This window comes from Dehalobacter sp. 12DCB1, assembly GCF_004343605.1.
Lineage (GTDB): Bacteria > Bacillota > Desulfitobacteriia > Desulfitobacteriales > Syntrophobotulaceae > Dehalobacter.
Genome location: NZ_POSF01000002.1, coordinates 267,220 through 293,492, shown reverse-complemented (window position 1 = coordinate 293,492; position 26,273 = coordinate 267,220). Strand labels below are relative to the sequence as shown.

The window sequence follows — 26,273 nt, the reverse complement described above, 5'->3', positions numbered from 1 at the left end:
TACGCACAAAAAAAGAGAGACAAAAGTCTCCCCATATCTCTAGGGTTATTGTTAGGAGAGCAGGATGATAAATTCGGAACCTTCTTCAACTTTGCTTCGCACTTTGATTTTCCCATTGTGGCCCAGGATAATGATCTTGGCAATTGCGAGTCCCAGACCATAACCACCCCGTTCCTTCGTTCTGGACTGGTCTGAGCGGTAGAAGCGGTCAAAGATGTGCTTTAACTCATTATTCGTCATACCTGATCCGGTATCCTTGATGCTTATCGCAATGGACTCCCCTTCTTTGCCAAGACGGACTGAAATCTGTCCGCCAGTCGGTGTATATTTCATGGCATTGTCCATAAAGATGCGACAGGCCTGTTTCATTAGGTTCCGGTCACCAAACATCGAGATTTCCTGATTAAGCTCATTGTTGATTTGATGCCCGGAATCAATGATCTGGGTCTCTCTGATGACTTCCTGGAGCATTTCCGTCAAGCTGAATTCTTCCTTTTGATAGGCGAGGGTACTGTTGTCATGCCTGGCAAGAAACAGCAATTTGTCGATCAGCTCCTGCATATTTCCGGCTTCATTTTTGATAGCCGTTATGGATTCCTGCAGAACTGCCTGATCGTTTTTTCCCCAGCGGTCGAGCATGACTGCATAGCCCTGTATCACGGCGATCGGTGTTCTTAGCTCATGCGAAGCATCCGATACAAACTGTTTCTGCCTATTATATTGATCCTCTAATCTGTTCATCATTTCATTAAAGGTAAGTGCCAGTTCCTTCAGTTCATTTTTTGACCCGCTTACATTGAGCCTTAAATTTAAATTCTGCTCGGAAATTACCTTTACCGTCCGGGTCATCTCACGTATGGGTTCAAAAATTCCTCTCCCTGATACGGCAATCGCAATCAGAGCCAGGAACAAGAACGGCACAAAGACAAAGAGCATAATCCTGGCGATGAACAAAATATCCGTAATCTCATCCTGAATGTTGGAAAAGATAATCATCCTGCCGGTAGTTCCGGCTATTTCAAAATCCCTGTTTACGGATACGTAGATGTTTCCTTGATCCTTGGCCAAGCCCAGCCAGTACTCAGCACCATATTCCCTCAAATTTTGATCCGTAGCCATAAGCGTCTGCTGATTGGATTCATCGATACGAAGCGGGATCTGATGCTCCCGGGAATAGGTTTCCAGTTCTGAAAAACCGCTGCTGTCCGTGCTAAGCATCTTCTGGATGTCCAAATAGTCCTGCTTAACCGTTTCCTGGATTCTAAATCCGCCATAAACCAGGATAACGATAAGACCGGCTCCCAGCACTGTCCGCAAAAGTATGCCTGTATACCTCAAGGAAAGTTTTAAGCGAATTGAATAAGCGATCTTTTCCCGGATAAATGCATAAAGAAGCCTGAAAAGATAAACCGGAAAAAAGATCACCTTGAGGATATTTTTGAACATGTTCTTATTCGCTTTATTTTTCTTCTTCATATTTGAGAAGATACCCAACCCCTCTTACGGTGTGAATAAGTACGATACCATATTTCTGGTCAATTTTATTGCGCAGGTACTTGATATAGACATCGGTGACATTGGTATCTCCATAGTAGTCATATCCCCAGACATGATCAAGGATTTTTTCGCGCGACAATACAATGCCTTTATTCTCCATCAGATATTTCAGAAGCTCAAATTCTTTCTTGGAGAGGGATATATCTGCCCCCTGACAGGTAACCCGATGTTCATCTTTATACAAAATTACCGGTCCGGCCGTGATCCTATTATTTTGATCTTCCTTTTTCCCCCTGCGCTTTAGGATCACTCTGATCCTCGCCAGCAGCTCTTCAATGGCAAATGACTTGGTCATATAGTCATCTGCCCCGCTGTCAAGCCCCATTACTTTATCGGAAACATCATCTTTGGCGGTCAGCATAATGATCGGGATGTCCGATTCACGCCTTACCCTCCGGCAAATTTCAATACCGCTGAGACCGGGGAGCATCAGGTCCAGAATGATCAAATCCGCCTTCCCCGAGACTGCTTTTTCATAGCCCTCTCTTCCCTCGTGAGCAAGTTCTACCTCATAGCCTTCATGGGTGAGCTCCAATTCCAGGAACCTGGCTATTTTTACCTCATCTTCAATGACCAGAATTCTGGTTTTCATCCTGTTCTCCGTCCTTCATCAAAGCATTGGGACGATTTCATTATAATTGGAAATGAACCTGTAAACAACACAGGTTCATTTCTCATCAGCTTTATCTCATTACGAGCACCCTGACCATTTATAGGTACTAACCAATCGTAATCTCATTACAATCCTCTTCTTTTTTATCTTCATTCGTAGGATTGGTTTCAGCCCGGGTAGTGTTTGCCTGTTCTGCTGCCGGCTTTTCCCTCATTTTATCAGCCGCAGTTCTGACTTTGCTGCCTATACCGTCGACAAACTCATTGATATCAACATCCTGCCCCTTTTCTTTTCTGATCCTGATCCGATAACCCATTACGTATAGCAGGATAAAAGCTGCAGCATACAATCCTATGATCGGCATTGTGATTAACATAGCGATAATTAGAATAATGACCGGTATATTCAGAATAATGGTCTGATCCTTCTCAATAATAAATCTTGTGACGCAACCTTTTTGAAGCAGTGCTTTTACTTTTTTGCCGAAGCTCTGTTCTTTTTGACAGGTTTTCTGATTGGAATTTGAATTTGATTGATTCCCATGCATTTTTTCAAAGGCAATGATCGCGTCAATCAAATCCCCATCATACTTTTCCAAAAGTTCCTTGGCTTCCTGATAACTGCAGTTGGTCCTTTTTCTCATTTCGTCCATTTGTTCCATACTGATACTCATCATTTTCATCTCCATTTCTAAACGATGGTTTTATTATAATAACGTCAGATGAGACTACGCTTAATTCAGGATTAAAATTTGATTAGAATTCATGCAAAATAAGACCAAAATAAGACAAAATCTGTTTTGGAATGTTGTTGACAGTGTCAGCCTGGATCAATATAATATTTTGTATGCGAAATATTCGTGTCGGTAGTATTAGTGTAGCGTAAAGTTTAAGGAGGCCTGTTTCTATGGAAAGCACCCCTAATAATGAAGTAGAAATCGTGCGGCTTTTTTTTGAAGTTGGCAAATCTATGAAGCGGATACTGCGAAAAAGTTTTGGATGTGACGGCTTAACAATACCGCAAGGCATGGTTATGAACACTCTAATGAGATCCGGCGAGATGAAGATCTCCGAAATAAGCAGCGTCCTGCATCTGTCCAACAGTACGATCTCAGGAATTATTGACCGTCTGGAAAAACAGCAGTTGGTCATTCGAACCAGAAGTGAACAGGACAGACGAATCGTCTATGTCAAAGCGGGTCCTCATTTTATTGACCTTCACCGAAAGTCCTATCGCAAAACCGAAAATGACTTGCAGAAAGTGCTTAGCAAGGCTACCTCTGAAGATATGCAAAAAATATCTGAGGGTTTGGTTGCTTTAAAAAAGACCCTGGATCAAAATTGCACCTAATCTTTCTACAGAACATGGAACATTACAAAAGAGAAAGGATATTGGGTTATGTTAAAATTAGTTCGTTATTTAAAACCTTTCAGACATCTGGTTTACGGCGTTCTGATCCTGGTTTTTCTCCAAACGCTTGGTGACCTGTATCTGCCAACGCTGATGTCGGATATTATCAATGACGGCGTCATGAATGGCGACACGCAGAAGATTCTTCATATCGGAGGAATCATGCTTCTGGTCGCCGCAGTAAGCGCTTCATTTTCTATCCTGGCCAGCTTTTTATCATCTAAGGTTGCCGTAGGGCTGGGGACTACACTGCGGAGCAGGATCTTCGGAAGAGTTGAAAGTTTTTCTTTACATGAATTTGATAAACTCGGCACCGCTACGCTCATTACCCGGACGACAAATGATATCACCCAAATCCAGATGGTTACGATCTTGATTACGCGTATGATGATCAGTGCCCCGATTATGGCAATCGGCGGAATCATTTTGGCTTATCGGGAAGATAAGGCCCTAACATGGGTATTTGCTGTCGCCATACCGGTACTGGCAATCGTCATCGCAATCATTGCATCCAAAATGATTCCACTGTTTCGGTTAGTTCAGGTAAAAATTGACAGGATCAACCTGGTGCTTAGAGAAAAACTTACCGGCGTACGGGTCATCCGGGCCTTCAACACAATCGAACATGAAAAAAAGCGTTTTGACGACGCCAACGTTGATCTTACGGACAATTACATTAAAGTAAATAAAATCATGGCTTTTATGATGCCGTCGATTATGCTGATCATGAACTTAACTTCACTGGCGATCCTCTGGTTTGGGGGCATCCGTATCAGTATCGGCGATATGGACCTAGGAGCCCTTTCGGCATTTACACAGTATGCGATGCAGATCATGATGTCCATGCTGATGCTGGCCATGATGTTCATCATGGTTCCCCGGTCCCAGGCTGCTGCTGTCAGAATCAACGAAGTCCTGGAAACCGTACCTGAAATTGAAGATGCCAAGGAATTGAAGGATACTTTCACCGGCAAAGGTTATGTGGAATTCAAGGATGTCACCTTTAGCTATCACGGCGCGGAAGAACCCGCTATCAGGGATGTTTCCTTCGCTGCCCGGCCGGGCGAGATCACAGCGATTATCGGCAGTACTGGTGCTGGGAAATCTACGCTGATCAATCTGATACCCAGGTTTTATGACGTTGACAGCGGTTCTGTCCTAATCGACGGTGTGGATGTCCGGGAAATATCCCAGGAAAACCTTAGGCAGAAAATTGGTTTCGTACCGCAGAAAGCGGTCCTCTTTTCGGGAACGATTTCCGAAAATATCCGTTTTGGCAGTAAAGAGGCCTCCGAAGAAGAAATTTTGCACGCAGCAGAAGTCGCCCAGGCAGCCGAGTTTATTGCCAAGATGGACGACGGGTATGACCATGTTATCACTCAAGGCGGTACCAATGTATCCGGCGGTCAAAAACAACGACTGGCAATTGCCCGGGCTCTGGTCCGCAGACCGGAGATCTGTATTTTTGACGACAGTTTTTCGGCCCTGGATTTTAAAACAGATGCGCGTCTGCGTGCTGCCCTGAAGCAGGAAATAGCCGAGGCGACAGTCCTTATTGTTGCTCAAAGGGTTGGGACCGTCATGGACGCAGATCAAATCATTGTCTTAGATAACGGTCAGATTGCAGGCATTGGAACACACAAAGAACTGTTGAGCAGCTGCGAAGTCTATCGTGAGATTGTCTCATCCCAGCTGTCAGAGGAGGAAATCGCATGAGCGGTGAAAATCAAAACCAAAACACGATGCGCAATCGGCAAAACCGAAGAGGATCAGAAGGGCCGGGAGGGCCGGGAGGGCCCGGAGGACCGGGGGGGCACTTTGGTGCTCCTGTGGAAAAAGCTAAAAATTTCCGCGGCAGTCTGGCAAGGCTCATTCGGTATTTAAAACCGCATAAAGTCCATTTAATTGTTGTATTGATCTTTGCCATTGCCAGTACATCTTTTACAATTGCAGCTCCTAAGATAAGCAGTAAAGCAATTAACAAACTACAGGATGCCTATATGGCGAGGACGATGCTGCAAAAAATGTCCGAGGCACAGGAAAACGGCCTTGACAGCATTTATACCCAAATGGCCGATGTCCAAATGAAGGCAGTCGACCAGGTCAATAAGCAGATGACGAATGCCGCAGCCAGTGAACCAATCAGCCCTGCATCTTTGGATGCGGTCAAAGCGCTGGTAATGCTGCCTGCGATCAATACAATTCAAGATCCGGAGGAGAAAGCCAATACCGTCATTCGAATGCTAGATCTCTTCAATGCCCTGCCAAATATGCAGGAAAACATTACCGGCGGTAATACTCAGGACGGATCGGTGAAAATGATTGATACGAATAGCATAAATACAATCAAAACATTCCTGCAATTGCCAATGCTGAGTTCGTTAACGGATGCCGAAGAAAAAGCGGATGTCTGTCAGAAAATCATTGATTTAGGGAAAAAGATGTCCGCAACCGGTGATGCAGGCTTGAATTTGCCGAATACACAGCAAAATGTCAAGCTTACCGATAATCAAATCGGCGGCGCCATTAAGTCCATCAGAGAAACGAACGGTGAATATGATTTTCATTATATTGGTATGATCGCCTTGATCCTGATCGGTATGTATCTCATCAGCGCCTTATTCGGCCTGATCATGGGTCTTGTCATGTCAGGCGTTTCTCAGCGGACAGTCCGGGATTTACGTCGGGAAGTTGATAACAAGCTGGCAAAATTGCCTTTAAAGTATTATGATATGCACCCTTATGGCGATATCTTAAGCCGTGTGACCAACGATATCGATACCATTGCCACTACCTTGCAGCAAAGCTTGACCCAAATTATTACCTCCGTGGTAACAATTGTAGGCTATATTATTATGATGCTTACGATCAGTCCGGTACTCACCCTGATCATTATTGCCTCGTTACCGCTGTACTGGCAGCCACGACAATGATCGCCAAGAAATCCCAGAAATACTTTGCCATCCAACAGAAAGAGCTGGGAGACCTCAGCGGCCATGTTGAAGAGATGTATACAGGTCATAAGATCGTCAAGGCCTTTGGGCATGAAAAAGATGCGATCGAGAAATTTGAATCGATCAATACCCGGTTGTATGGCGCGGGCTGGAGAGCCCAGTTTGTATCCGGGATTATGTTCCCGCTGATGAATTTTATTAGTAATCTCAGTTATGTCGGCATTAGCATTGTCGGGGGCATCTGGATCACGCGCAACCTGTTAGGATTAGGTGATATCCTGGCTTTTATCCAATATTCACGGTCATTTACGATGCCGATTATCCAAACCGCCAATATCGCCAACGTTATCCAGTCTACTATTGCCTGCGCTGAACGGGTCTTTGAAGTTCTGGACGAGCAGGAAGAAATCCCTGACAGTCCTGAAGCTGTGATCCTGAATATGCCCAAAGGGAATATCCGCATCGAACATGTCAGCTTCCGCTATAAAGAAGATGTCCCGTTAATTGAAGATATGAATCTTGAAGTCAGGCAGGGAGATACTATCGCCATTGTTGGTCCGACAGGCGCAGGCAAAACGACTCTGGTCAACCTGCTGATGCGGTTTTATGAGATCAACTCCGGTAAAATTAGTATTGACGATGTGGATATCAAGGATATGCCGCGCAGCGAACTACGCAAACTCTTCGGAATGGTCCTTCAGGATACCTGGCTCTTTAACGGAAGTATTAAGGATAATATCGCTTACGGCAAAGAGAACGCTTCCATGGACGAAATCGTCCGTGCGGCCAAGGCAGCCCATGCCGACCACTTTATCCGGACACTTCCCGAAGGCTACGACACGGTTCTGAATGAAGAAGCGACCAATATCTCGCAGGGACAGAAGCAGTTGCTCACTATCGCCCGGGCTATTTTGGCCGATCCGGCAATATTGATTCTCGATGAAGCAACCAGCAGCGTGGACACCCGGACTGAAGTATTGATCCAGAAAGCAATGAAGAACCTGATGAAAGGCCGGACAAATTTTGTAATTGCGCACAGGCTTTCCACCATACGCGATGCTGAACTTATTCTGGTCATGAATAACGGCAGTATCATTGAAACAGGAAATCACAAAGAGCTACTAGCTAAAGGCGGATTCTACGCCGAATTATATAACAGCCAGTTCTCGGAAGACGCGGATATTGCGGGATAACACACCCTAATGGTCTGAAGTCCCCAATTCGAAATCTTTCGGGGAGATAGTTTCAAAAAAGAATTTTCTGATTTTCTCGAGATTGCATTCCGTAGAAAACCTGATTCTTAACCCTTCTTCCTTGATGATTTCTGCACTATGATCATTGCTGCCAATATCTTTCGGATAAAACTCAATGATGTTTGCAATCTTTTTCAAGCTGGAAATGACGGCTAGCGCTTTATAATCTTGTGTTTTGCTTCCCTCTTCAAAATATATGACAACATCATGAACGCAGCTCATTGAATACTTCTCCCACCTTTCCTTGCAGCCGCTTATGTCAATAGCATACCACGTCATTTTGTCGTGGCGGATAATTTGCCGCAAAATGTAAAAAAACAACCTAAATGGTTGTTTTTTTACAATGAATGGTGAATCCCAGCCTCATCCAAAAAACGATCAGGATCGTCTTTGTTAATATCCAAGAAATCAAGCACCTGCGAATCGATCTTTACGGACTCCTGCTTGCAAATGCTTTTCCAGGAATAGATATCGGCAATATGCACCAGGGCGACCATCTCCTTGTCGATGACCTTTTCATCAAGCGGACAGTGGTGAAAAAGAGCGGACTCCACGATCGAATACGGAAGCTCCCACCAATCCAGCAGATGGCCGCCAATCTCCCCATGAGATACATCCGTAAATTCCATTTGTTCATAATAGTCGAATAGATTCCGATTGCCTATGTTCTTCTCAACTGCTCGCATATATTCATACCAGAAATTATTCAGCAGAACCACTTTGCCAACATCATGCAACAATCCGGCCATTGTACTCGATTCAGGCATTTTCTTATGATGGATCTTTTGGTAGAAAACATTCAGGATGGTATTGGTCGTTACAGCATGGAACCAGAGCATCGCGATATCTCTTTGGTAACGCGCATTTTTTTCCCCTTTGGTTTCCTGATGCAGACAGGCACTCAGGACTATATTTTTGACATCCGTTAGCCCCAAATAATTAATAGCCTGGATTACCGAACCTGTTTTTACCCCTAAGTGGGCAGAGTTTGCTACCTGTAATACTTTCGCGGTTATGGAAGGATCACTTTCGATCGTTTTGGCGATTTCCTTCATGCCCGCATCCTGTTCGATCAGAGAATTAAATTTATTGAAGACATTCTGTGGGGATGGCAAAAATTCGATTTTATTGATCACTTCCAGTAGGTTTCGGTTTTTCAAGATCTTTTCCACTTCAAAAATATGTTCGATGGTCCTGAGCAGGTCCTTGTTTTGCCATGGTTTAAACAGATAGTGTTTTGCCAAACAATTCTGTTGTATTTTCAAAAGCATGCTTTTATCGACATGCCCGCTTAAAACAAGTCTGATCGTCGACGGATATTTTTCTTTGACTTGTGTCAAAAGCTGAAAGCCGTCCATTCCCTGCATTTTGACATCCGTTACAATCAGATCAATTTTCTTTCTTTGAAGAATTTCCAGAGCCTCTTCACCGCTTTCCGCAGTAAGAACTTCATAGCTGCTGCCAAAGAAAGCCCTATTCAGTGCCCGCAATATTGCTCTTTCATCATCTACAAACAAAATTGTTTCATTCATTTTCTTCACCTGTATTGGCTTCCGGCTGCTGCCTGACAGGCAGCAGGATTATAAACCTCGTACTTATGCCCGGCGTGCTTTGAACTGAAATCTGCCCCCCGTGCGTATTGACAACAATATCGTAGGCAATACTGAGCCCAAGGCCTGTACCCTGCCCAACGGGTTTTGTGGTAAAAAACGGATTGAAAATCTCTCTCAGGTTTTCTTTATTGATCCCTGTCCCATTGTCTTCAATCTGACACCGCACAAAATCATCCGCGACTGCTGTACTAACCATGATAGATCCAAGTGTCTCCGGTTCTTTTGTCTTTATGGCGTAGACTGCATTCAGGATGATGTTCAAGAGTACCTGATTGATCTGATTGCCCTTCGCCTGAATTAAAGGAAGCTCCCCAAACAATTCGATTACCCTGGCATGGTGCTTAATCTCATTTCTGGCCACTAAAAGCGTATTCTTCAATCCGTTATTCAGATCGTAATCTTCAAACTCGTTGCCTTGATCCGCTCTGGAAAAGGTTTTAAGTCCGGTTACAATTTCACTGATCCGTTTGAGGCCATCCTCAATATCAAAAAATAAATCTTCCAGGTCTGTTGAGATATACTTCAGGTTGTTGGTTTCTTCAAGCTTTCTCAAGTTTTCTATCTGTGAGGCAAGCAAATTCTTCTCGCTTGGGCACAGCTGCTCCAAAAAGCTGTGATAGGCGTTGATCATATTCGTATACTGATCAAAATAAAGACGAGAGGTCTCAAAGTTACTGGAAATATAACCAAGCGGATTATTGATTTCATGGGCAACCCCGGCAGCCAACTGTCCAATTGCAGCAAGCTTCTCTTGTTGGACAAGCTGTTCCTGCGTTTTCTTTAAACGGCTGATCGTTGTTTTCAACTCTTCATCTGAGGCAACGTTTTGTTTAAACAACCCGGTAATTTTTTCATTCTGGCAGATTGCTTCCTGAAGCTGTTTTTCCAGCCTACGGTAACGGCCGATACTGACATTATTTACGGCCGCCATAACGACCACTAAGACCATAAACAGGATCAGCTGGGAAACATAAGACAATGTCGTCATCTGGTAAAACTGAACATGATAAGAATGGAAAAGCACATAGCATACCGAAAACAGTATGGCGACCGTTGTTGTGACCATCATAACCCGGGTGACCCGGATCATGGCCAGTATGAGCTGTAGATACGCAAAAGTGTACAAAGCCGGTCCGATAAGATCATACATTCTGACTGTTAAAAACAGAAGTGTCAACGCGGTCAGCCCCGAGATCATCCAGGTAGCATATCTCATTGCAAAGTCCAATTTCGGAACAACGTTAAATCCCAGAGCCAAAGCTAATAAAACCAAACTGTCTACGAAATACGCCTGCCAGTCACTGGCAAGATAAAAATAACGGGGAAAAAAACTAATAAATGCTGCCAGAAAGAGCAGCACAGACATATACATACTGACCATGGTATTTTCATAATAGCTTGTCAGGTTATCATCTTGCGTTTCACGAAGAGCAGATAAAACACCAGGTATCGTTCTTTTTTTCGGATATTGATTCATAATCGATTCCTATACTTTTATTTTATAACCCAAATAAATTTTTCAGCTTTTTAGTGGAGTTTCTGCTGACGGGAATAGTTTCTTTCGTTTCCTTCAACTTTAAATTATACGCACTGTTGAACCAGGGACTGATTTTTTCAATTTTATTGATATTGACAATATAGCTTCGATGGCACCGAAAAAAGCTGCCGGATCCAAGCTTCTTCTCCCACGAATTTAAAGAGTCAGGACTTTGATATCTTCCTTTTTCGGTAATAACAACGACATCCCCTTCAGCTGCCGTTAAATAAATCACCTCCGACAGGTCAATCAGAATAATGGTGTCATCTTCCCATACAGGTATTTTTTTGATTTCCTGTTCCATCTTGCGTTCCACCGGATAGAGATGTTCAGGTTTATTGGCAAGGGCTTTTTCGACCACTGAAATGACTTCTTCGTTTTTCCAGGGCTTGGCGAGGTAATAATAAATACTGCCTTCGTTAATTGCTGAAATTGCAACATTGATGTCTGACGAACCAGTGATCAGAATTCTAACGGCATCCGGATACTCTTCTCTTGAACGTTTCAATAGGTCAATACCCAGCATCCCCGGCATATTTTGGTCACAAATAATCACGTCTATCGCGCTTTTTTGCAGAAAATCCAGCGCTTCTTTCGAGGTCGTAGCGGCAAACAGCTCGTATCCCTGGGGATGCAGGATACGCTTTAAAGCGTTAAGCACCATCGGTTCATCATCAACCAAAAGTATTCTTGCCATATATTCCTTTCTATTTTATCTGTCCGGACAGAAAATGAATAATTTTCCTTTTTATTCTCGGGTATATTCGACATTTTCTTTTTTATTCCTTTTTTGAGTTCTTTTTTCAGCTTTATTTATTCCTAACTTTTCCCTTTCATCTTTAGATCATCTATAGTAAATATTCATTTTTTGTATTAATTGAGCGGGTTTGTTCTTAGAGTATCCTGATAGAGCTCGATTTTGTTTCTGCCCTGATATTTGGCCCGGTAAAGGGCAGCGTCCGCCTGGGTAATTAGTTGATCTTTATTTTTAGCCAGATCAGGGAAAATTGAGAAACCGACCGAAAGCGTCAAGGTTTTTGTAACGTGACAATCCGGGAAAGAAAATCGCAGACTGTAAAATGCTTCTTTGAGCCTTTCCATGACAAAATGGACTTCTTCGATGCCGGAATCAGGCAAAATTACTGCAAACTCGTCTCCGCCGTAGCGACAGGCAATATCTGATTTTCTCGTAGTGTTTTGGATTAGCCCGGCGGTTTTTCTTAGTATTTCATCACCGAAATAATGGCCATAGGAATCATTGTACATCTTAAAGTTGTCAATATCGATCATACATAAAACAAGCGTACGATTTGCTCTGATGGCTCTCGCAATCTCTTCGTCAAGCCTTTGCTGAAAATACCTATGATTGTAGATCTCTGTCAGACCGTCTGTCACAGAAAGGGTCTCAAGTATTTTCTGAGTTTTTTTATTGCGTTCAACTTCAACGGCAATAATCGCAGATCCAAAAAAGTTTGCCAGGATGAACACGGCAATAGCAAAATAATATGGGTCACCTTGCATTATTCCGAATCTGAACGGAGCAGTAATCCCTATGATACTGTATATAAGTGTAACCATAAGGCCGGCATACCCAAAGATCAGCGGCATCAGCAACGTGACGATAGCCATTATACTCCCAATAATAATTCCCGGAGCTGTATTCAGATTGCCAAAAAGCAGAACCAAGACCAAGACCCCAATAAATAATAAGCAAATAATAAATTTACTTTTTTGACTGAGTTTATGTCTATCTAAAAAAGCATGATCATCTTTTCGATCAAATAAATTCATGATGTGACCCCCTATATAAACCTTTACTTTTCAGCAAAAGCTATTGTATGATTCTTCCAATTGTATTGTCATGCTATCAGATTATCTCATTAAGTCTTCTTTTGGGAGAATTTTATACAGAATGTTAAAAAAACAACCTCAATGGTTGTTTTTTCTTAATGAATGGATTTGGTTTTCCATGCGTGATCAAATTTTATCTCAGCCAGTGTTTACGCCAAAACAGGATAAGTACTGCTGTTACAATCAACACGGATACACCGAGAAAGAGCGGCATCCCCAAAGGTGAGTGAATTAGTGGCATTGCTTCAAAATTCATTCCAAAGAAGGAGGTAACCAGATTAATCGGCAGCAGGATCGTGGCTAGAAGCGTCAGAACTTTCATGATATCATTGGCCCGGTTATCAATGGCCTGCTGGTAGGCTTCCATTAGGATTTCAATCAGCTCATGAGTCTGCCGTGCATTTTCAAGTTTCTGCTGGGTATCGGCAACCAGGTCTTTCCACGATGGCTTCCCTTGATCATGATTATCCATGGCTGCCAGTCTGCTGAAAATCGTCTGATGCGCATTCAGTGATTTCTTTAAACCCAGTATTTTTTTGTGAAGGTTGATTATTTCACTTCTTTGCCATCTTTCAGGAGTTTCCAGGATATTTTCTTCAATCCGGTCCACATCATCTTCCAGTAATTCCAGCTGGCGCTGATGGTGTTCCAGTATTTCCATGCCGAGGAGCTGCGCCAGATCGGAAGGTGTTGTAAGCAGTCCTCTCCGGGCCCAGTCATTGATCTGCGGCAGCTCAAGTCGGTCATTGCGCAGTATCGTCATATCATTCGCCGACAGAAAAAAGTAAATCGCAAATTCTTTGGTATCATCAGCAAAATCGCTATATCCAATAAAAAACAGAGAAGGGTGTAGACGTTCAAATCTTTGATTAAAATTATTCTCCTGCGGATTCAGTTTCCCCAGAACACGGTCAATCTCTGCAGATCCGCCAAATGCCAAGTGCCCGCTCAGGAGCTTCCATTCCTCAGCATTGAAGAGGGTTACGCTAAACTTTCCCTCTGCCGGAATCTGTTGTGATTCTATTTCTTTTAGGCCCTCCGGAGAGACAAGATAGTGTTGCAAGCCGTTCACACTCCATTCACTTGACAACTGGTACTCTATTCCTGGCCTTCGAATCATTCCTGTCTTTCCTGTATTCTACCACAATCAAACCATCAGGTCATTAATCAGGGCGAAGACTTCCGCTTTGACACGTGCCAAGGTAGCATCCGCTTCAGTTCTGGTAGAACCTTTGATACAGAAATAAAAACGTATTTTTGGTTCCGTACCGGAAGGTCTTGCCATGACATAGCCTCCCCCTTCAAAGGAAAAGCGAAGCGCATTCTCCCGGGGAAGATCGATTTCTTCCATCTTGTTCTCCAGCACATCCCATCGGACCTTTTGCTGATAGTCATCAATAAACCGTACGCTGAGCCCTGCCACAGAAAGTGGCTTTGCCGTCCGCAGTCTGTCCATTACAGCGGCAATCCGTTCCCGGCCTTCTTTACCGCTCAGCGCAAAAGCAACCTGCTCATCGAGGAAAGTGCCGTATCGCGCAAAAAGTTCCGCCAGTATATCCGGCAAGGTTTTGTTCTCTATCTGCTTGTAATACAATGCCGCCTCAGCCAGCAGCGCAGAAGCCTGGACTGCATCCTTATCTCTGGTATACGTACCGGCCAGGTAACCATGGCTTTCTTCAAAACCAAACAAAAATGTCCCCCAGCCCTGTGCTTCCATCTCTTTGATCTTTTCTCCAATATATTTAAAGCCGACCAGCACATTCACTGTTTTGGCGCCAAAATCAGCCGCAACTGCTTCGGCCATGTCCGTAGAGGCTATCGTCTTGACAATCACGCCATTGTCCGGCAGTCTGTGGCTTCGTCTTCTTTGATCCAGGATATAATACGCCAGGATTACGCCAATCTGATTTCCCGTAAAACGGCAATATTGACCATTTCGGTCCAGGGCATACGCACCGAGACGGTCTGCATCCGGATCGGTGGCTAACACAAGGTCCGCCTGTATCTTCTTTGCCAGTGCTAAAGCAAGCGCAAACGACGCCGGATCTTCCGGGTTCGGAGATTTCACCGTCGGAAATTCCGGATCAGGTTGTTCCTGTTCTGCAACCATTTGAAAAGCTTTAAAGCCCATTTTGTTAAGAATGCTTTGGACAGGGCTGCCGCCGGTTCCATGGAGCGGCGTGCAGACAATGTTCAGCTTTGTACCGTAAGTTTGCGTTAGTTCTGTATTCAGCAGACTGTGGAGTATCTCCACCTGATAGGCAGCATCCACCTGATCTCCGACCATCTGAACCATCCCTTCCTCCAGGGCTTTGGTTCGGTCCGCCAGCATAATTCTCCAGTCTTTTCTTTCAGCCATCTTGGTAATGATCTGCTTAGCAGGAGCAGGCGGCAGCTGCCCGCCATCCTCCCAATAGACCTTATAGCCGTTATATTCTTTCGGATTATGGCTGGCCGTGATATTTATGCCGGCAATTGTCTGCAGATACCTGACAGCAAATGAAAGTTCAGGTGTCGGCCGCAGACTTTCAAACAGATAGACTTTAATCCGATTTACTGCCAGTACCAGCGCTGTTTCCAGTGCAAAATCTTTGGAAAAATAGCGGCTGTCATACGCAATGACAACCCCTCGCTGAGACGCCTCCGGTCCATGCTCCAAGATCGTGTCGGCCAACCCCTGTGTGACTTTGCGAATAACATAACGATTCAGGCGATTGGTTCCTGCGCCGAGAACCCCTCTAATGCCACCGGTCCCAAACTCCAGAGTCGTATAGAAACGATCCTCCAACTCCTTCAGATCGGTTATTTCCGCTAGTTCCCTTCTGCTGAGCTCGTCAAAATAATCATTTTCGATCCAAAATTTCAAGGTATTTTCATACTTTTGTTCTGAATACATGTTACTTTTCTCCTCACTGTTGATCAGCTACAACCTCGTATAAAGCCTCAAATTCACTGATGCTCTTTTGACTCTTGATCTTGTTTCCCGGATTTGCTTCAAGGTGCTTAAGAATTTTATAGAGCATTTCACGGTCAACGGCTGCCCCGTCTGCTTCAATTTTCAATGCAATTTCTTCAACTGTTAATCCCTTGGTTTTACAGGTCCTTAGAACACGCAGGGCCTGGTTCTTTAATTGAATCATTTCCTGCGCACCCTTTTTAGCCATTTCCACAGCCGGTTGGTGATAGGCATTAATATGCACAAACTGGGCATACATACTCACCGTACGTTCGTATAGGGCAATCAATACTCCGATCGTTACGGGGTTGAGGTCTCTCACTGTCAGCGTAATTGATTTTCGGCCCTTGTTTGACAGGGCATTCCTCGTACCGAGCAAAAAAGCCTGTAAATAATCACCGCTGGTACTTTCTTCAGCAATTTTAAGTGAGTGGCCATCCCTGTCCTTTAATACTTCGATGAAAGTTACAAAAAAGTTGCCGGGTCCATCAAGCAGCTGCTGGATATAAGAATGCTGATCGCTTGTTCCTTTATTTCCGAGTACTGTGATTCCCTGATGGACAATATTACCGTCCAAGTCCTTTTCTTTTCCAAGAGACTCCATAATCAATTGCTGGAGATATTTTGGAAAAAGCTCCAAACGGTCTTTATAAGGAAGGATAACCATCTGCTGTCCACCATTACCCCCTGTCAGGACATACCACGCTGAGGCAATCAGGGCAGCAGGATTGTTTTTCGTATCTGGATTCCTGGTCAGAGCGTTACACTTCTTAGCTCCATCTATAAGAGCGCTAATATCAATTCCCTGTAAAGCCAGCGGCAGCAGCCCCACAGCGGACAAGACGGAAGTCCGCCCGCCAACCCATTCCCAAACCGGAAAAGTGTCCAACCAATCCTCTTTCATCCGGATCTGATCCAGTCTGCTTCCAGGCTGAGTGATACTGACCGCATGACGGCTGAAGTCCAGCCCCCGACTTACATAAAAATGACGAACTTCCTCCATACCGTTGCGGGTTTCAATTGTGCCGCCGCTTTTGGAGATCACGATCGTTAATGTCGCATCCAGCTCAGTATCCAACTCAGCAAAAATACGGTCCATACCATCCGGATCTGTGTTATCAATAAAGTACAGCGAACAGAGATCATTTTTGTTTCCAAGTGCCTCGGAAACAAAACGCGGTCCTAAAGAAGATCCGCCAATACCGATCACAATAACGTTCCGAAAAGGGTGTCCGTTTTGACCACATACAGTGCCCGCATGAACATCCTGCACAAAGCATCGAATACGGCGCAAGGTATCTTTAATTGCTGCGCCTATTTCCGGCAGCGGGGCTAATTCAGGATCACTCAGCCAATAATGCCCAACCATCCGCTGTTCGTCCGGGTTGGCAACCGCTCCTTCTTCCAAGGCCTGAATCTGGTGATACATATCCTGCAAACGCAGTTTCATATCATTGAAATACGTATCCGGAAACCCTGCGCGACTGACATCTACCTGGATTCCCAGCTCATCATTGAAATATAAATATTCCTGGAATTTCTGCCATTGTGATATCACAATACAATCACCTCACCCATCGGTAATCATACTCTACCCTGGACAATCCGATTCTATACTCGTACAACGTTCCTGAAATAAATACTCAAATATATGATTGCGTTAAACTCCCGGGTCAGCCTGGGCGCCACAATTCCGCTTTCGGCTGTTGCGCCATCCATGGTGCAAACAGCCGCGCTTCACCTCCATGCTCCGCTTAACGCTGGAATTATGACCCCCAGACCTAATCTAGGGTAATCAAGCTCGTATGAATGATTTGAGCAGGGAATTTGAGAACGTCATTTTCATTATAGCTGAGATGGACGAAAAAGTATTGCGCAATTTGTCGTGTCAAACAACCAATAAAAGCTGCCGCTTAATGACCATTTTCATTGCGCAGCAGCCTTATTTTATCTTTTATACATTTTATACGCTACAGATTATACACCACAGAACAACTTCAAAAATCAAAATCAACCGTTGAAATTGCCGCATGGTTTTACCTCTACCTTCGTCTCGTTGAGTTTACAGTCTTCACATACCTTCTGTCCGTTAACTTCATAGATATCATCTTCTTGAACTTCCTGACCGCATTTTGAACATTTGTCCATCATGCTCTTCCTTCTATCTCAAGCAGTGATTTATTCAAATTCATTATATTTATCTACCTTCTGATTTACAAGCGTATGACTTGATTCTTTGCTGTAATATTTTTGATATCCCTCTTTCCGTAGCAGGCAAGCAGGGCATTCCCCGCACCCATCCCCTTTAATACCATTATAACAGGTCAACGTCTCTTCTTGAATAATCGGAAGCACACCGAGATCGTCAGCCAGTTTCCAGGTTTCCGCCTTGTCGATCCACATCAGAGGGGTATGAATCACAAATTCGTAATCCATGGCGAGATTTAGTGTTACATTCAGGGATTTTATAAAAATATCCCGGCAGTCCGGATAACCGCTGTAATCACTCTGAGAAACGCCGGTGATCAAATGCCTGATTCCTCTCTGTTTAGCAAAAACAGCTGCAAACGATAGAAAGAGCATATTCCTGCCATCTACAAATGTGTTTGGCAGCCGACCGGCCGATGGATTTTTCTCAACTTCGATCTCTGTCCTGGTCAGTGCGTTCGGCGCAAGCTGATTTAATAAACCGAGATCTAGCAGATGATGCTCAATCTGATGCTTAGCACATATTTCTCTGGCACAATCTAATTCCAGCCGGTGTTTTTGCTCATAATCAAAGGACAGGGCGATGACTTCTGCAAATAACTGTCTGGCCCAAAAAAGACAGGTCGTACTGTCTTGTCCGCCGCTAAAGACGACCAAAGCTTTTTCATTTTTTTGCATGAGCTTATACTCCTCTCTTTTCCGGATCCCAGATCACTTTATGTAGCTGAAGCTGCAAGCGCACCCCATTCATTTTATGCACAATCATAAATTTAACAATCTCAGATGGCGCAATGTGTGCAAAAACAGGACTGATAAATACCGCAGTTTTCTTGATCAGACCGTAGGTACTTATGATTTCGCGCGCCCTTTTCAGGTCGCTTTGATCGCCAACCACGAATTTCACAGCATCCCGGCATGTCAGAACCTCAAAATTTGCTAAGATCATCTTGTCCTCCATACCGCTCCAAGCAAGCTTGTAGTCCATCGTAAATCCCGGACGGTGGTTAACCTCTGTGCAAAACGGCTTCAGGCTGACGCTGCCATTCGTTTCAATCTCGACGGAAAGTGCCGGATCCTGGCACAGCAAGTTGGTCAGGGCTGCAATACCAGGTTGTATCAACGGCTCCCCGCCTGTCAGCGTGACGTTCTTTATACCTGTGGTCAAAACCTGTTTATAGAGATCCGCTCCCGTCATTTCCTGGTAAGAAACATCCGCTTCATTCGCCCAGCGGGTGTCACAGTAAGTACATCGCAGATTGCACCCCGCAAATCTGACAAAAACAGCCAATTCTCCTGCTCGCGGTCCTTCTCCGTTAATGCTTGAAAAAATTTCTGCAACCCTGTATTTCATCTTAAATCACCGTCTGCCTTCGTAGACCGCGCAATTCGTGGGCGTTTCGAACACACTAACCCTGGTCATTTGATATCCTTTACCGGCCAAAGCCTCGTAAAAGCACCTGGCAAAATTTTCGGCTGTTGTCCTGAAAGGCACCTCAATGACCCGGAAACCGTCTCGAATAAGATGTTCCAGCGTACTTTTTCGCAGCGTTCCGTCTTCCACAAGCAAGGCATGATCGTAGTCATCCGCCAGCTGCCTCAGATCCGCTTTCAGCTGGCTAAAATCAACAATCATCCCCCTGGCTTCTCCTTCATCTGCGAGTGTTTCAGATTCAATTTCCACAACCACTCGCCAGCTGTGGCCATGAATGTTCCGGCACTTGCCTGGATGGCCTGCCAGAAAGTGCGCGCTGTCAAAACCACTTTCCACCTTCAACATGTACATATCATGCAACCTCCCCAAGAAACAAAAAAGAGCTACTGCTCTCCAAACAAAAAACTACCCAAGACGGTAGTGGTCCTAGTTTTGTTTAGAGACAGGATGGATTTCGAACTGTCTTTATTTTATTCATAAATTAAGCATATCATGCCAACGCTGATCTGTAAATGAGCTTTGTTAGTATTTGGGAAAGACGGCTTTTGAAGATTACTTCTTTTGAATTTACACTTTTTATTATACAATGATAGGATAGCATTTGTTGCTGGAGGTATCCGAATGCCAAAATATAAGCATTTTAAAGGCGGAATTTATGAAGTTCTCTTCATCGCCATTCACTCAGAGACCGAAGAAAAATTGGTGATTTATAAAAATTCGGAAGGAATTATTTTTGCACGGCCTTATGCAATGTTCTTTGAAAATGTTCTAGTGAACGGAGAACTTGTCCCCAGATTCGGGGAAATAGATTCGAAATAAAGAGGAGGATAAAGGATGGATAAATTAGTATTTGTCACCGGTCATAAGAATCCGGATACAGATTCCATATGTTCTGCAATTGCCTACGCGGAACTTAAAAAAAAGCTCGGCGTGAACGCTGTACCCAAAAGGCTCGGTGATATCAACCGGGAAACTGAGTTTGTTCTGAAGCATTTCGGCGTCGAAACGCCGGAACATCTTTTCACAGTCAAAACACAGGTGGCTGATTTAAACGTTGATCAGGCTTTTCCCGTATCATCGGATATTTCGATTAAAACGGCCTGGCACCTTATGAAAAAAAACAATATCAAAACGATTCCCGTCATTGATGATCATGAGCGGCTTCTAGGGATTGTAACCCTATCCGATATTACCAATAATTATATGGATGCCTTGGACAACAACACCATTGCTTCAACGAGAACGACCCTGCGCAATATCGCCGAAACGCTGAATGCGACATTAATCTGCGGTTCCCAGGAAGATTTCAAGACGACCGGCAAGGTTGTGGTTGCTGCTGTTGAACCGGACGACTTGCATTCGTTTGTTGAGCCGGGTGATATTGTCATCACGGGAAACCGGTTAGATATCCAGTTGAAAGCCCTGGAATACGGTACCACCTGCCTGATCATCACCTGCGGCGGGGAACCGTCACAAGAGCTGATCGAAGAAGCCCGCAGCAGGAATATTGTTTTGTTAACAACTCCGATTGACACCTATACGACCGTAAGGCTGGTGAATCAGAGCATACCGGTAGGTGCCGTCATGACCAGCCAGAACCTTATATCGTTTAACATTGATGACTTTATTGACGATATTCAGGATAAAATGTTAAAAACCAGGTACCGGAGCTATCCGATTGTTGATGACAATAACCGGATCCAAGGATTTATATCGAGGTATCATCTGATTTCACAGAGAAAGAAAAACGTTATTCTGGTGGATCACAACGAAAAATCTCAGACTGTCAATGGCATTGAAGAGGCAGAAATCCTTGAAATTATCGATCACCACCGGTTGGGTGATATTCAGACAGCCAGTCCAATTTTTCTTCGCAACGAACCGGTAGGCAGCACCTCGACCATTGTTGCCAATATGTTTTTCGAGATGGGAATTCGTCCTTCGAAGAACATCGCCGGGATTCTTTGCTCCGCCATCCTGTCCGATACGCTGAAATTCAAATCTCCGACCAGTACCTACGTCGATAGGATGACGGCCGAAAAGCTGGCAGAAATAGCCGGGATTGACGATATGGACAAGTACGCCAACCAAATGTTCAAAGAAGGCTCTTCTCTGCAGGGAAAAACACTCAAGGAGATATTCTATCAGGATTTCAAGGATTATACCTTTGGCAAATACAGGATTGGAATCGGGCAGGTCTTCACCATGGACAAGGAAAAAATCTCGGAGATGGAAGATTCACTGATTGCGTTCATGAAGCAGCTTTGTGCCGAAAACGGCTATCATTTACTGATGCTTTTTGTGACCGATATTCTTGACCAGGCCTCAGAAGTCTTATTTTCCGGAGAAGAAAAAGAATTAATCTCGCTTGCTTTTAACGTTGATCTGGGTGAAAACAGCGTCTGCCTGCCTGGCATCGTTTCCAGAAAGAAACAGGTTGTTCCTTTAATTTCAGCGGCTGTTGACAAATAAGTTATTTTAACAATAAGTTCAACAGCCCAATCACGAAACCAATCAAGGCTCCTAAATTAACGACGGCGTTCAACTCGTTTTTCATTACCGAAAGCACAAGTCTCTCAATCTCCAGAACATCCATAGTATTAACTTTTTGTTCTACAACACCGGCTATATCAAACTGTTGGATATAGTCTCCAAGCTTTTTCTGCACGAATCCCGAATAGATTCTGTCAACCATACCGGTAAGATGTTTTTCCTCAATCTCAACTTTTTTCATGAATGCCGCTAACGGCTGATTCTCAAGAACCGCAAGTTCTTCTCTCACAATGGACCGGATCATGTCCTGACCGTTTTCCTGGATGTATGCATCTACCTTTGCTCCGATCGGAGCCGCCACGGACGCAATCAATTGGTCATTGACCATCAGCGCGAGCATCGTCCCATGGATTTTTTCCTTCATTGCTCGTCTGCCCTCCCGTGCAATGACTGTCCCGACATCCATCCTGGAAACACCGGACATGATCTTGCTGCAAATGATGTTTTCAGCTTGTTCTCTCAGAACCTGATAGGTATCCTGTGAAACAAACCCCGTGAAGATATTTTTTAGGGTATGTCGCTCATCCATTTCATAAAGTGAGTTGCCGATTTCCTGAACGATTGTATTTTTTATGTTTCCTGACAAGAACAAATTCTCTATATCTTTACTGGTTAAAAGGTTGTTCCCGACCGCATTACCCAATGCTTTGGCAAGCTGCCTTTTTCTCTTTGGAAAAATGCCGGGCGTAAACGGCAATGTCCAATTTCCGATTTTAATCGGGTTGATGGGCCGAAAGAGCATCTTAACCGCGATGTAGTTTGTGACATAACCGATGATAGCACCAATAACCGGGCCTGCTGCCATTTGAATTAGATTCATTGATGATTCTCCTCTGAATACATACGCGCAAATTTGTAATACCACCGTATATTTTAGCGATTATTCAATGGTTTGTACAGTAATATGTTAATCCAGTAAATAAAGGCATACCGTTAGCGACTGAGTAGAGTTTCAGCAAATGAGCCGGATATAACCATATACTTGTATATACACTTACTCACAATTGTGTGTAGACTGTGGATAACTTTGCAGATTGATCATTTCATATCAACCGGATTATCATCATTCAGGTCTTTTCTTTTGCCGCTAGCCAGATAGATGGTCCATTCACCCAGGTTTGTCACATGGTCGGCTACCCTTTCAATGGAAAGCGCAACGAGCAGCAAATTGATACCCTGTGAAATATTTTTTTGGTCTTTTTGCATTAAATGTAATAGATCTTCATAGACCAACTGATAAAGCCGGTCCACCTCCTTTTCTTTAACTGCTAGATTTTGCGCCATTTTTAAATCTTTATTTGTATACGCGGTGATACTGTCTCTGAGCATCTCCCGCGCCATTTTTGCCATCTTGGGAATATCAACCAAAGGTTTTACCAAGGGCTCATTGCTTAATTTAATCGTTACTTCAGCGATATCGACGGCGTGATCGGCGATGCGTTCGAGGTCGGTGACAATTTTCAGCGCCGTCCCGATGGTTCTCAAATCACCGGCCATCGGCTGCTGCAAGGCCAGCATGGTCAAACATTTGTCTTCGATCTCAAGCTGAAAATTATCTACAATATCATCGTCCTCGAGTACTTTTTCCGCCAGTTTCAGGTCTCTTTCCTCGAGTGATTTCACTGCAGAGCTAATAACGTTTTCTACGAGGTTGCCCATCATGAGGACATCATGGCTCAGTTCTTCCAATGATGTTGCAAATGAGTTTCGGGTCATAATACGTTTCCTCCTTATCCGAATCTTCCGGTGACATAGTCCTCAGTCCTTTTGTCCAGAGGCTTGGTAAACAGTTCTTTCGTAACGCCGTATTCTATGACTTCCCCGTTCAGGAAAAATGCCGTGTAGTCTGAAATCCTGGCGGCCTGCTGCATGTTATGGGTTACAATCACGATAGTATATTGTTCTTTAAGATCAAGGATCAGGTCTTCCAGCTTTGCCGTGGAAATTGGATCCAAAGCCGATGCCGGTTCGTCCATCAGCAGTACTTCAGGCTGCACAGCCAGTAAACGCGCAATAACAAGACGCTGCTGCTGCCCACCGGATAATTGCAGCCCTGAACGGTTCAGCCGGTCCTTGACTTCATCCCAGAGAGCTGCTTCCTTGAGGCTTTTCTCAACAATTTCACTCAGTTTCTGCTTATCTTTCAGGCCATGGGCCCTCGGTCCATAGGCAACATTATCAAAGATCGACATCGGGAACGGATTCGGCTTTTGAAAAACCATTCCAATTCGTTTGCGGAGTGTTACCGGATCAATATCCGAGGTATAAGTATCTTTATTGTCAAGATATACATTTCCTTTGACAGTTGCTCCTTCAACCAGGTCATTCATCCGGTTTAGAGTTTTCAGAAAGCTGGACTTGCCGCACCCTGAGGGTCCAATCAGCGCAGTAACCTGATTGGCAAGGATTGGCAGGTTTATCGCGTGTAAAGCGTGAAAGCTTCCATAATACAATTCCAGGTCTTTGGCTACCATTTTATTATTTGTTTCTGTTAAGTTAGCTAACATTGATTACCACCTCTCCTTATTCGTGACGCTGGTTGTTTCGCCCCTACAAGCTTTGTCATAAGCATATTGGCCAGAAAATTAATGATAACAATGACGATGATGAGCACAGTAGCACTTGCATACGCATTCTTGGTTGATATTCCTTCCGACGCTAATATATAGAGATGAACGGAAAGAGTCCGGGTCGGTTCAAGGATTGAGGCCGGTAATCCTAATGAACTGCCTGCGGTCAGGATGACTGCCGCAGTTTCTCCAATTGCTCTCCCAATACCCAAAATAACGCCCGTTGCAATCCCCGGAAGTGCTGAAGGCAAAACAACTTTACGTATGGTATACCACTTGGTTGCGCCGAGTGCGTGACTGCCCTCACGATAAGAATCAGGAACCGTTTTGATTCCTTCTTCCGCAGCCCTGATGATCGTTGGTAGCACCATAAAAGCCAATGTCAGCGCACCCGATAGAATAGACCATCCCATCTTCAGGGTAATGACGAACAACACAAATCCAAATAAACCGAAGATAATTGAAGGCACAGCAGCCAGTGCTTCTGTGGCAAAGCGGATGATTTGTACCAACCGGCCTTTTTTTACGTATTCCGTCAGGTAGATGGCTGCGCCAACTCCTATAGGTGTTGCCAGAACAATGCCTGCTACCGTCAGGTAGATGGTACCAATAATGATGGAAAAAATTCCGCCTTCCTTACCCATCCGCTTCGGTTCCTGGGTGATGAAATCCCAGCTTAGCCCGCTGATTCCGTTGATTAGAATATGCGCAATAATACTGAACAAAACCAGAAGCGTACAAATCGCAAACAACCAAAGCAATAATTTTGCTATTTTTTCTTCCAGCCGGGCTGATGATTTCATTTTTGCCACCTGCCTTTTGCGCCAAACTGTACGATCAGGTTTAAGATCATGATAAAGATGAACAGGATGATACCGGTGGCAAATAGCGCTTGTTGATGTTCCCCCGAGGCATATCCCATTTCCATCACGATATTTCCTGTGAGCGTACGGATCGGGTCAAATAAAGTTCCGGGTATACGCGTCACGTTGCCTGTGACCATGATGACAGCCATGGTCTCCCCGATTGCTCTTGACATGCCTAGGACGACCCCTGTGATGATGCCCGAACGGGCTACAGGCAGTGATATCCATTTGATAGTCTGCCAGTAATTGGCCCCCAGCGCATAGGATCCGTCTTTATATTCTCTAGGAACTGCACGCAGCGCAGTCTCAGAAAGGTTCAGAATCGTTGGCAGGATCATGATGGCTAGAATTAGAGATCCAGCCAGAATGCTGAAACCTGTTCCGCCGAAATGATTCCGTATCAAAGGTACAATTACGGCCAGGCCATAAAAGCCGTAGACAACGGATGGAATTCCAGCTAGTAGTTCAATCGCAGGCCTTATCAGGGTTGCCGCTTTGGGTGGAGCAATTTCAGCCATAAATATAGCTCCGGCTACGCCAAAAGGAATTCCCAGAACAAGCGCTCCCAAGGTTACAAGTATGGACCCAACCACCATCGGCAGAATCCCATAGATGCCATGGGTGGGGTCCCATGTTGTTCCAAGGGCAAAGTTGAAAAATCCCGTCTTTTGCAAAACAGGCCAACCTGAAATAATGACAAACACGGTAATCAGGGCAATGATAAAGATGGCAGCGACAGCACTTAGAAGGAGTATTTTTTCGATAATAATTTCACTTTTTTTAAGGTGAATACTTTTCTGCATGGATCGGTCTCCTCCGATAATTTTCCTAGTTATACAATACCAATTAATTGTTGAGGAGACTTTGCGGAATTGTAACAATTTTGTAAATGGTTGTGAT

Annotated in this window: 24 protein-coding genes and 1 pseudogene; 5 read left to right on the top strand and 20 right to left on the bottom strand. The window is 44.3% G+C overall.

Translation table 11 applies throughout. From position 1 onward, the window contains the following. Positions 1-51 precede the first annotated feature (51 nt). From C1I38_RS01985 to C1I38_RS01975, 3 genes are all read right to left on the bottom strand, one after another. On the bottom strand, positions 52-1,476 hold the full coding sequence (locus C1I38_RS01985) for an ATP-binding protein (protein WP_119775670.1): 1,425 nt from the start codon (positions 1,474-1,476) through the stop codon (positions 52-54). Then, the gene (locus C1I38_RS01980; protein WP_119775668.1) at positions 1,460-2,149 is read right to left on the bottom strand and encodes a response regulator transcription factor; all 690 of its coding nucleotides are present in this window, start codon (positions 2,147-2,149) and stop codon (positions 1,460-1,462) included. Before C1I38_RS01980 ends, C1I38_RS01985 begins: the two co-directional genes overlap by 17 nt. A 127-nt stretch (positions 2,150-2,276) precedes the next feature. Next, positions 2,277-2,843, bottom strand: coding sequence for a DUF4342 domain-containing protein (locus C1I38_RS01975; RefSeq protein ID WP_243109276.1), 567 nt, complete (start codon positions 2,841-2,843; stop codon positions 2,277-2,279). A gap of 233 nt (positions 2,844-3,076) precedes the next feature. Here C1I38_RS01975 and C1I38_RS01970 point away from each other — a divergent pair, with 233 nt between their 5' ends. The 3 genes and pseudogenes from C1I38_RS01970 to C1I38_RS01960 all read left to right on the top strand — a co-directional run bounded on the left by C1I38_RS01970 (position 3,077) and on the right by C1I38_RS01960 (position 7,727). After that, complete coding sequence (locus tag C1I38_RS01970) at positions 3,077-3,520, top strand: MarR family transcriptional regulator (protein WP_119775666.1); 444 nt, start codon at positions 3,077-3,079, stop codon at positions 3,518-3,520. Positions 3,521-3,568: 48 nt separating this feature from the next. After that, complete coding sequence (locus C1I38_RS01965) at positions 3,569-5,296, top strand: ABC transporter ATP-binding protein (RefSeq protein WP_119775664.1); 1,728 nt, start codon at positions 3,569-3,571, stop codon at positions 5,294-5,296. Continuing rightward, positions 5,293-7,727, top strand: a pseudogene (locus tag C1I38_RS01960) (ABC transporter ATP-binding protein). Before C1I38_RS01965 ends, C1I38_RS01960 begins: the two are co-directional and overlap by 4 nt. 6 nt (positions 7,728-7,733) lie before the next feature. Here C1I38_RS01960 and C1I38_RS01955 read toward each other — a convergent pair. The 12 genes from C1I38_RS01955 to queD form a co-directional block, all read right to left on the bottom strand. Further along, positions 7,734-8,009: a histidine kinase gene (locus tag C1I38_RS01955; RefSeq protein WP_026156510.1), complete on the bottom strand. Its 276-nt coding sequence runs from the start codon at positions 8,007-8,009 to the stop codon at positions 7,734-7,736. A gap of 116 nt (positions 8,010-8,125) precedes the next feature. Beyond that, positions 8,126-9,319 (bottom strand): HDOD domain-containing protein, encoded by a 1,194-nt coding sequence (locus C1I38_RS01950; RefSeq protein ID WP_119775660.1) that lies wholly within the window; start codon positions 9,317-9,319, stop codon positions 8,126-8,128. Continuing rightward, complete coding sequence (locus tag C1I38_RS01945) at positions 9,312-10,877, bottom strand: ATP-binding protein (protein ID WP_119775658.1); 1,566 nt, start codon at positions 10,875-10,877, stop codon at positions 9,312-9,314. Before C1I38_RS01945 ends, C1I38_RS01950 begins: the two co-directional genes overlap by 8 nt. Positions 10,878-10,899: 22 nt before the next feature. Further along, on the bottom strand, positions 10,900-11,634 hold the full coding sequence (locus C1I38_RS01940) for a LytTR family transcriptional regulator DNA-binding domain-containing protein (protein ID WP_020492462.1): 735 nt from the start codon (positions 11,632-11,634) through the stop codon (positions 10,900-10,902). A 176-nt stretch (positions 11,635-11,810) separates the two neighbouring features. Further along, a complete protein-coding gene (locus C1I38_RS01935; protein ID WP_020492463.1) occupies positions 11,811-12,728 on the bottom strand; it encodes a GGDEF domain-containing protein in 918 nt (305 codons plus the stop codon). 193 nt (positions 12,729-12,921) lie between these two features. After that, complete coding sequence (locus tag C1I38_RS01930) at positions 12,922-13,908, bottom strand: CorA family divalent cation transporter (protein ID WP_243109275.1); 987 nt, start codon at positions 13,906-13,908, stop codon at positions 12,922-12,924. A 27-nt stretch (positions 13,909-13,935) separates the two neighbouring features. After that, positions 13,936-15,684 carry a phospho-sugar mutase gene (locus tag C1I38_RS01925; protein WP_119775654.1) on the bottom strand — a complete coding sequence of 583 codons (1,749 nt, stop codon included), beginning with the start codon at positions 15,682-15,684 and terminating at the stop codon, positions 13,936-13,938. Between the two features lie 13 nt (positions 15,685-15,697). After that, the gene (locus C1I38_RS01920) at positions 15,698-17,302 is read right to left on the bottom strand and encodes a glucose-6-phosphate isomerase (RefSeq protein WP_119775652.1); all 1,605 of its coding nucleotides are present in this window, start codon (positions 17,300-17,302) and stop codon (positions 15,698-15,700) included. Positions 17,303-17,754: 452 nt separating this feature from the next. Then, on the bottom strand, positions 17,755-17,895 hold the full coding sequence (locus C1I38_RS13960) for a hypothetical protein (protein WP_158582044.1): 141 nt from the start codon (positions 17,893-17,895) through the stop codon (positions 17,755-17,757). A 27-nt stretch (positions 17,896-17,922) separates the two neighbouring features. Beyond that, positions 17,923-18,630: a 7-cyano-7-deazaguanine synthase QueC gene (gene queC, locus C1I38_RS01915; protein ID WP_119775648.1), complete on the bottom strand. Its 708-nt coding sequence runs from the start codon at positions 18,628-18,630 to the stop codon at positions 17,923-17,925. Positions 18,631-18,634: 4 nt separating this feature from the next. Beyond that, entirely contained in the window at positions 18,635-19,303 is a 669-nt protein-coding gene (gene queE / locus C1I38_RS01910; RefSeq protein WP_119775646.1) for a putative 7-carboxy-7-deazaguanine synthase QueE, read from the bottom strand. A 6-nt stretch (positions 19,304-19,309) separates the two neighbouring features. Next, positions 19,310-19,735 (bottom strand): 6-carboxytetrahydropterin synthase QueD, encoded by a 426-nt coding sequence (gene queD, locus C1I38_RS01905; RefSeq protein ID WP_119775644.1) that lies wholly within the window; start codon positions 19,733-19,735, stop codon positions 19,310-19,312. 270 nt (positions 19,736-20,005) lie between these two features. Between queD and C1I38_RS01900 the strand changes: the two genes are divergently transcribed. Continuing rightward, positions 20,006-20,203, top strand: a complete 198-nt coding sequence (locus C1I38_RS01900; protein ID WP_119775642.1) for a DUF1653 domain-containing protein — start codon at positions 20,006-20,008, stop codon at positions 20,201-20,203. A gap of 15 nt (positions 20,204-20,218) precedes the next feature. Continuing rightward, positions 20,219-21,856 (top strand): putative manganese-dependent inorganic diphosphatase, encoded by a 1,638-nt coding sequence (locus tag C1I38_RS01895; RefSeq protein ID WP_119775640.1) that lies wholly within the window; start codon positions 20,219-20,221, stop codon positions 21,854-21,856. Between the two features lies 1 nt (position 21,857). Here the strand turns inward: C1I38_RS01895 and C1I38_RS01890 are convergent, their stop codons facing one another. From C1I38_RS01890 to pstC, 5 genes are all read right to left on the bottom strand, one after another. Continuing rightward, positions 21,858-22,757, bottom strand: a complete 900-nt coding sequence (locus C1I38_RS01890; RefSeq protein WP_119775638.1) for a DUF445 family protein — start codon at positions 22,755-22,757, stop codon at positions 21,858-21,860. Positions 22,758-22,975: 218 nt separating this feature from the next. Beyond that, the gene (gene phoU, locus C1I38_RS01885) at positions 22,976-23,653 is read right to left on the bottom strand and encodes a phosphate signaling complex protein PhoU (protein WP_119775636.1); all 678 of its coding nucleotides are present in this window, start codon (positions 23,651-23,653) and stop codon (positions 22,976-22,978) included. 14 nt (positions 23,654-23,667) lie between these two features. Continuing rightward, positions 23,668-24,444 (bottom strand): phosphate ABC transporter ATP-binding protein PstB, encoded by a 777-nt coding sequence (gene pstB, locus C1I38_RS01880; protein ID WP_119775634.1) that lies wholly within the window; start codon positions 24,442-24,444, stop codon positions 23,668-23,670. After that, complete coding sequence (gene pstA, locus C1I38_RS01875; RefSeq protein ID WP_119775632.1) at positions 24,438-25,310, bottom strand: phosphate ABC transporter permease PstA; 873 nt, start codon at positions 25,308-25,310, stop codon at positions 24,438-24,440. The genes pstB and pstA overlap by 7 nt, the downstream gene beginning before the upstream one ends. Continuing rightward, on the bottom strand, positions 25,307-26,176 hold the full coding sequence (pstC, locus tag C1I38_RS01870) for a phosphate ABC transporter permease subunit PstC (RefSeq protein ID WP_119775630.1): 870 nt from the start codon (positions 26,174-26,176) through the stop codon (positions 25,307-25,309). The genes pstA and pstC overlap by 4 nt, the downstream gene beginning before the upstream one ends. Positions 26,177-26,273 lie beyond the last annotated feature (97 nt).

Excerpts from the sequence above, each read along its gene's own strand:
- C1I38_RS01985 (WP_119775670.1), bottom strand. The coding sequence starts at position 1,476 with ATGAAGAAGAAAAATAAAGCGAATAAGAACATGTTCAAAAATATCCTC.
- C1I38_RS01980 (WP_119775668.1), bottom strand. The coding sequence starts at position 2,149 with ATGAAAACCAGAATTCTGGTCATTGAAGATGAGGTAAAAATAGCCAGG.
- C1I38_RS01975 (WP_243109276.1), bottom strand. The coding sequence starts at position 2,843 with ATGAGTATCAGTATGGAACAAATGGACGAAATGAGAAAAAGGACCAAC.
- C1I38_RS01970 (WP_119775666.1), top strand. The coding sequence starts at position 3,077 with ATGGAAAGCACCCCTAATAATGAAGTAGAAATCGTGCGGCTTTTTTTT.
- C1I38_RS01965 (WP_119775664.1), top strand. The coding sequence starts at position 3,569 with ATGTTAAAATTAGTTCGTTATTTAAAACCTTTCAGACATCTGGTTTAC.
- C1I38_RS01955 (WP_026156510.1), bottom strand. The coding sequence starts at position 8,009 with ATGAGCTGCGTTCATGATGTTGTCATATATTTTGAAGAGGGAAGCAAA.
- C1I38_RS01950 (WP_119775660.1), bottom strand. The coding sequence starts at position 9,319 with ATGAATGAAACAATTTTGTTTGTAGATGATGAAAGAGCAATATTGCGG.
- C1I38_RS01945 (WP_119775658.1), bottom strand. The coding sequence starts at position 10,877 with ATGAATCAATATCCGAAAAAAAGAACGATACCTGGTGTTTTATCTGCT.
- C1I38_RS01940 (WP_020492462.1), bottom strand. The coding sequence starts at position 11,634 with ATGGCAAGAATACTTTTGGTTGATGATGAACCGATGGTGCTTAACGCT.
- C1I38_RS01935 (WP_020492463.1), bottom strand. The coding sequence starts at position 12,728 with ATGAATTTATTTGATCGAAAAGATGATCATGCTTTTTTAGATAGACAT.
- C1I38_RS01930 (WP_243109275.1), bottom strand. The coding sequence starts at position 13,908 with ATGATTCGAAGGCCAGGAATAGAGTACCAGTTGTCAAGTGAATGGAGT.
- C1I38_RS01925 (WP_119775654.1), bottom strand. The coding sequence starts at position 15,684 with ATGTATTCAGAACAAAAGTATGAAAATACCTTGAAATTTTGGATCGAA.
- C1I38_RS13960 (WP_158582044.1), bottom strand. The coding sequence starts at position 17,895 with ATGATGGACAAATGTTCAAAATGCGGTCAGGAAGTTCAAGAAGATGAT.
- queC (WP_119775648.1), bottom strand. The coding sequence starts at position 18,630 with ATGCAAAAAAATGAAAAAGCTTTGGTCGTCTTTAGCGGCGGACAAGAC.
- queE (WP_119775646.1), bottom strand. The coding sequence starts at position 19,303 with ATGAAATACAGGGTTGCAGAAATTTTTTCAAGCATTAACGGAGAAGGA.
- queD (WP_119775644.1), bottom strand. The coding sequence starts at position 19,735 with ATGTACATGTTGAAGGTGGAAAGTGGTTTTGACAGCGCGCACTTTCTG.
- C1I38_RS01900 (WP_119775642.1), top strand. The coding sequence starts at position 20,006 with ATGCCAAAATATAAGCATTTTAAAGGCGGAATTTATGAAGTTCTCTTC.
- C1I38_RS01895 (WP_119775640.1), top strand. The coding sequence starts at position 20,219 with ATGGATAAATTAGTATTTGTCACCGGTCATAAGAATCCGGATACAGAT.
- C1I38_RS01890 (WP_119775638.1), bottom strand. The coding sequence starts at position 22,757 with ATGAATCTAATTCAAATGGCAGCAGGCCCGGTTATTGGTGCTATCATC.
- phoU (WP_119775636.1), bottom strand. The coding sequence starts at position 23,653 with ATGACCCGAAACTCATTTGCAACATCATTGGAAGAACTGAGCCATGAT.
- pstB (WP_119775634.1), bottom strand. The coding sequence starts at position 24,444 with ATGTTAGCTAACTTAACAGAAACAAATAATAAAATGGTAGCCAAAGAC.
- pstA (WP_119775632.1), bottom strand. The coding sequence starts at position 25,310 with ATGAAATCATCAGCCCGGCTGGAAGAAAAAATAGCAAAATTATTGCTT.
- pstC (WP_119775630.1), bottom strand. The coding sequence starts at position 26,176 with ATGCAGAAAAGTATTCACCTTAAAAAAAGTGAAATTATTATCGAAAAA.